We start from the raw sequence: 4515 nt of genomic DNA, 5'->3' as shown, positions 1-4515 counted from the left end.
GGATTTTTCAGGGCAATGGAGGCATTCCCTAATCCTGGGCTGTATGTAAGCAACCCGCTCAGACAGCAGGTCATCCAGACCAGTCCCATCAATGGCATAAGCGTTGTTATTAAGGGGTTAACAAATTTATCATTTGGGCGAATTCCTAACACCATATCCCGAACTCCCTCAGAGATCAAGTGGGTCTGGGGATCGATTCGGTTCTCAGATAGAGACCGCAATGGACTACGATCCCCGGTGAGAGCTAACTGTAACGAAATCTGCAAACTAAAAAAAAATGGCCAAGCTTAATTTTTACATTGTTGATGTTTTCGCTGAAGAAAAATACCAGGGCAATCAGCTTGCTGTATTTACTGGAACCCTTGGCCTGACTGGGGAGCAGATGCAACAAATTGCTAAAGAAATGAATTATTCTGAGACCACTTTTGTGCTGTCTTCGGACCAACGAGAGGGGGGATATGATGTCCGGATTTTTACTCCGGCGCAAGAAGTACCTTTTGCCGGTCATCCGACTTTAGGCACGGCTTTTATTATTCAACGAGAGATAATTCAACAGCCGGTGGAACGGGTTAATTTGAATCTGGCGATCGGACAAATTCCGGTGACTCTGCACTATGAACAAGAGACTGTGGATATTTTGTGGATGCAGCAAAAACCGCCGACGTTCCATCAGATAATTGAGGGGGAACGGGTGGCATCCGTTTTAAATTTAGAAGTTGGGGATCTGGATTTGCGGTTTCCGATTCGAGAGGTTTCGACGGGGATTCCTTTTATGATTGTCCCGTTGAAAACTCACGCAGCATTAAAAAAGGCCAAAGTCAACCGAGATAAGTATTTTAAATTAATCGAGGGAACTGAGGCTAAATGTATTTTTCTGTTTTGTCCCGAGACGAATAAACCCGAAAATGATCTCAGTGCCAGAATGTTTGCTGATTATTTAGGGGTACCCGAGGACCCGGCAACCGGAAGTGCTAATGGTTGTTTGGCGGGATATCTTGTGGAGTATGGATATTTTGGGGAGGGTGGAATTGATTTGCGAGTGGAACAGGGATATGAAATGGGGAGACCGTCGCTGATATTATTGAAGGCGCATCAAGAGAACAAAGAGATTTCTGTATCTGTTGGCGGCAAGGCGATCGCCATTGCCAAGGGGGAATTTGTATAAAATTAGGGGTTGCACCAAGCGACTCCAATGCCTGATTCAACTTTTAAACAGTCTAGTTGTCGTGCTAAGAGTAGAAAGATTGGTATTCTAACTCAAGTGGAGGATACCCGTACAAGAAGAGAATCGGAGAAGGAAAATGGCAAGACCGACAAAAGCACAAATGTCTCAAAGCTGGGATAGTCGAAAACCTACAGAATTTAAAGACTTGAAAAAACGCCAGATGGAATACTATATGGGTGCCAAGCTGATTGAAGTCGGAGTTAACCCGAAATCAGCCATTTTTCGTTGGTCTTTAGAAACCAGCGGTAACCGGGAAAGCTGGACCTATAACGCTTACTGGGGGGAGTCTAAAGAGGAGTTGTTGCAGCAAGAGCGATCGCAATAGATTGGGATGGGGAGAATGGGGGAGGATGGGGAGGATTAGGAGGATGGGGGAGTTGTAACTCCCTTTCTCCCCTTATTGATGGTAAATTCTGGATGATTGGGGAATAGTTTCGAGGAGTTGGGTGGCGATCCCCGCTAAATTTTCGTCGCGAGTGAGTCCCATGATATAAATATAAAGGGGATGCGTGCCAACTTGATACACTTTGATATTGTGCAAATAATAAGTGAGGTAATTGTAGATGGTACGGTATCTTCCGATTAGGGTTTGATCTAAAAGATAACTAAAGCTGCCGAGTCCTTCTAGTGCAGGTGCGAAGAATTCATCAATGCCGAGGGTTTTCACTGGGGTGTTTGGGGGATGATAAGTCAGTTTTAGTAATTGCTCGATGGTTACCCTATAGCAGATCCTAAATCCGTTGTGGAATAAGACCTCTCCCCCAACATAAGGCGGCCTACAAGGTCTCAGGGGAGCAAAAGAGGCCATAAATCATTTAGGATTACCCTATCCGTATCCCAGGTAATCACCGGGAAGAGAAACTCAGACTCACTCATGCAAAATAATCGATTCGTGAATTTTGCTAGTTGTTCGGCAAGGGGTGTATTAATAGGGTTCATTTTTCAGGGATAATAAATAAAGCAAATCGTCCTAGATTATCCTCGATTTTGTCGCCTAATTTTCTGCCGAAAACTCTACCAAAAGTGAGGGATGGATAACTCTGCTCGTCTCTGGGGTGAAACGAATTGTCCCCACAAACGACAGAGTTTATGGGTAAGTTCTGAGGGATCACCTGGGGATAGTATATGAGCAGCTTGAGTTGCTGCTGCTTTTAGGAGTTTTCTGTCCCTAGGGGAGTGGATCGGCAGTTGGGGAGAGTTCAGAAAAGGGGTAAATTGCCGTGATGCTGAGGTGCTGGGGTGTTTTTTGTCTTGACAATCGTCAAGAATTCTTAACATTTTTTTTTAATTAGCCTTTGATTATAGCATATAATTAGTTTGCCGTAAATTTATAAAAAAAATCTGTATTTAAGCTGGTATCGGAGAAACTGTTATAGAATTTACAAGAGAGCGAAAAAATTATATAAAAGAGGGGAATGTTGAAGGATAGCAGCCTAAACTAAATCGGCCAAGGAATCAACCCTCAATGCTGCACTCATCAAAACCAGTGGTCAAAGATTATGCAGTGCAAGCGTCTTCCCCAGGTTCTAACTTTTTTTCGCTCAAGAGAGACCCTGGCAAACGATGCTACCGCACGCTAGGTTTTGTTTGAAATACCCCTGCTACAGCAATCAAAAAGATCAGGGCGATTTGCTAAAATTGAAGGGGAAACATAAAGGGAAAATAAAAAAGCGATCGCGGTTACTTTTTCAGTGCAGGGAGTTTGGAATAAATTAAGAGAGTGAACAGGTAAACGCACTATGACACACGCAAAAAAAAGAATTGGTATTCTCACCAGTGGCGGGGACTGTCCCGGTCTCAACGCTGTAATTAGAGCTGTGGTCAAATGCTCTTCCCGCAAGGGATGGGAAGTCTATGGCATTCCCTACGGCACCGACGGATTCATCGATGTTGCCAACGGAACTCGCCAACCGGAGGACATGAAATTGAACGAGCATGGTTATGATATCCCTGGATTGTTACAGGGTCTTGACGTGCTACAATTTCTGAGTGGCAGTGTTTTGGGAAGTCTGAGTAAAGGGGATACAGAAAAACCGGAAGTGGCTCAACAGATTTTAGAGGGCTATCAACGCTTAGAACTCGATGGCTTGGTGGCGATCGGGGGCGATGGCAGCTTGGACATTATCTATGATTTGGCGGTCAAAGGCAATTGGAATATGATCGGGGTTCCTAAAACCATCGATAACGACGTGCCTTTTACTGAACGTTCAGTCGGATTCCAGACTGCTGTCGATACGGTTACCGAAGCGCTGTACAACCTCACCTTTACTGCGGCGAGTCATGAACGAGTCATGGTAGCGGAAGTGATGGGACGGGATGCGGGACATTTGGCAATCCATGCGGGAATTGCTGGGGGTGCCGATGTGATTTTAATTCCGGAACTGACTCCTGTGCTTGATGAAAAGGCGATCGCCCAGATCTGCGATAAAATTGCTACCCTGCGTCAAGATAAGCGCAAATTTGCCCTAGTTGTCGTGGCGGAAGGGGTCAAACATGGAGATCGGCGACAGCATCGCAATATTGGCGACTATGTAGCGCAACAAATTAAACTCTACAGTCAGAAACTTTGTTCCCTCGATCGCCCCGAATTTTGCGGGTTAGACGAAATCGACACTCGGGTAACGGTTCTGGGTCACTTACAGCGTAGCGGTACCCCATCTTCCTTCGATCGCATCTTAGCCACTGTCTTTGGCATCAAAGCGGTTGAGTTAATCGAACAAGGACATTATAACCGCTTAGTGGTCTGGGAAGGCGGAAAAGTCGAAAGCAAACCCTTAGACTTAGTGATTCAACTCGTCCGACAGTGCCACCAAGAAAAACGCTGTGCCTCTCCCGTTGATCCCGACGGATTCATGGTACAAACTGCACGCGCACTGGGGATTTATGTGGGAGATGCCTCACATTCCCTGGAACATCACGGTAGCAACATCCCAGCAGCAACTCCAACTGCTGTAAGTTAGGCAGTAGCAAGCTGGGGAGGATGGGAAAGTTTGTAGTAACGACTTCAGTCGTTTCCCCCCATCCCCCATCCTTCCCCATCAACCAAGGACAAATGACAAACAACAAATGACAAATGACAAATGACACATGACAAATTATGAAATTTGTAGATGAATATCGAGATGCTACGACTGCTCAAGATTGTGCTGAGGCGATCGCCCGTATTACCACCCGTCCCTGGACGATTATGGAAATTTGCGGGGGTCAAACCCATGCGATCGTCAAATTTGGCATTGATGAACTGTTGCCAGATAACATTACTTTAATTCACGGTCCCGGTTGTCCCGTCT

At 45.5% G+C, this 4515-nt stretch carries 5 protein-coding genes and 1 pseudogene; 4 read left to right on the top strand and 2 right to left on the bottom strand.

The window, feature by feature from the left end:
* The first annotated feature begins 277 nt into the window (after positions 1-277).
* Both J0895_RS05625 and J0895_RS05620 read left to right on the top strand, forming a co-directional pair.
* Entirely contained in the window at positions 278-1165 is an 888-nt protein-coding gene (locus J0895_RS05625; protein ID WP_207087135.1) for a PhzF family phenazine biosynthesis protein, read from the top strand.
* Positions 1166-1301: 136 nt separating this feature from the next.
* Complete coding sequence (locus tag J0895_RS05620) at positions 1302-1550, top strand: hypothetical protein (RefSeq protein WP_207087134.1); 249 nt, start codon at positions 1302-1304, stop codon at positions 1548-1550.
* Between the two features lie 72 nt (positions 1551-1622).
* On the opposite strand, the gene J0895_RS05615 is transcribed toward J0895_RS05620, so the two are convergent.
* Positions 1623-2033, bottom strand: coding sequence for a nuclease A inhibitor family protein (locus tag J0895_RS05615; protein WP_207087133.1), 411 nt, complete (start codon positions 2031-2033; stop codon positions 1623-1625).
* Complete coding sequence (locus J0895_RS26920; RefSeq protein WP_207087132.1) at positions 2012-2164, bottom strand: nuclease A inhibitor family protein; 153 nt, start codon at positions 2162-2164, stop codon at positions 2012-2014. Before J0895_RS26920 ends, J0895_RS05615 begins: the two co-directional genes overlap by 22 nt.
* Before the next feature lie 800 nt (positions 2165-2964).
* Between J0895_RS26920 and J0895_RS05605 the strand changes: the two genes are divergently transcribed.
* On the top strand, positions 2965-4185 hold the full coding sequence (locus J0895_RS05605; RefSeq protein WP_207087131.1) for an ATP-dependent 6-phosphofructokinase: 1221 nt from the start codon (positions 2965-2967) through the stop codon (positions 4183-4185).
* Positions 4186-4322: 137 nt separating this feature from the next.
* Positions 4323-4515 (top strand): annotated as a pseudogene (locus J0895_RS05600) (hydrogenase formation protein HypD); the annotation flags it as partial.

Origin of the sequence: Phormidium pseudopriestleyi FRX01, from assembly GCF_017313335.1 — a bacterium.
GTDB classification, from domain to species: domain Bacteria; phylum Cyanobacteriota; class Cyanobacteriia; order Cyanobacteriales; family Laspinemataceae; genus Laspinema; species Laspinema pseudopriestleyi.
This window is presented reverse-complemented; position numbering and strand designations above follow the sequence as displayed.

What these genes read in the sequence shown, in the direction of transcription:
- J0895_RS05620 (WP_207087134.1), top strand. Translation starts at nt 1,302, where the DNA reads ATGGCAAGACCGACAAAAGCACAAATGTCTCAAAGCTGGGATAGTCGA.
- J0895_RS05605 (WP_207087131.1), top strand. Translation starts at nt 2,965, where the DNA reads ATGACACACGCAAAAAAAAGAATTGGTATTCTCACCAGTGGCGGGGAC.
- J0895_RS05625 (WP_207087135.1), top strand. Translation starts at nt 278, where the DNA reads ATGGCCAAGCTTAATTTTTACATTGTTGATGTTTTCGCTGAAGAAAAA.
- J0895_RS05615 (WP_207087133.1), bottom strand. Translation starts at nt 2,033, where the DNA reads ATGGCCTCTTTTGCTCCCCTGAGACCTTGTAGGCCGCCTTATGTTGGG.
- J0895_RS26920 (WP_207087132.1), bottom strand. Translation starts at nt 2,164, where the DNA reads ATGAACCCTATTAATACACCCCTTGCCGAACAACTAGCAAAATTCACG.